Source organism: Geitlerinema sp. PCC 9228, from assembly GCF_001870905.1.
GTDB lineage: Bacteria > Cyanobacteriota > Cyanobacteriia > Cyanobacteriales > PCC-9228 > PCC-9228.
In genome coordinates, this window is the sequence record NZ_LNDC01000223.1 from 1 (window position 1) to 710 (window position 710).

Genomic DNA, 710 nt, shown 5'->3' on the forward strand with positions numbered 1-710 from the left:
TAACCAAACTTGCTAGCCGTACTGGCGATGAGGAAGGCGGCATAGGTGAGAATGTATCCCACCGTAAAGTGTGCCAGACCTACCAAACGTCCTTGCACGATGGACATCGCCACCGGCTTGTCTTTCCAGCGAACCAAGTTGGCTAGCGGGGTACGTTCGTGGGCCCATACCAGGGTTTCGATGAGCTCTTGCCAGTATCCACGCCAGCTGATGAGGAACATGAACCCGGTTGCCCAGACCAAGTGTCCGAACAGGAACATCCAAGCCCAGACCGACAGGTTGTTGGTGCCAAAGGCGTTGTAGCCGTTAATCAACTGGGAGGAGTTGAGCCACAGGTAATCCCGCAGCCAGCCCATCAGGTAGTTACTGGATTCGTTGAATTGGGCCACGTTGCCCTGCCAGATAGCCAGATGCTTCCAATGCCAGTAGAAGGTCACCCAGGCAATGGTGTTGAGCATCCAGAACATGGCTAGGTAGAACGCATCCCAGGCGCTGATGTCGCAGGTACCGCCACGGCCGGGACCGTCGCAGGGGAAGCTGTAGCCGAAGTCTTTTTTATCGGGCATCAGCTTGGAACCACGGGCATCCAAAGCGCCTTTAACCAGCACCAAGGTGGTGGTGTGCAAGCCCAGGGCAATGGCGTGGTGGACCAGGAAGTCTCCCGGACCGATGGTGAGGAATAGGGAGTTGTCTCCCGAGTTGATGGCATC

The 710-nt window shown here is 56.5% G+C and carries 1 pseudogene; it reads right to left on the reverse strand.

Annotated elements, in window-relative coordinates:
* Positions 1-710, reverse strand: a pseudogene (gene psaB / locus AS151_RS20395) (photosystem I chlorophyll a apoprotein A2); the annotation flags it as partial.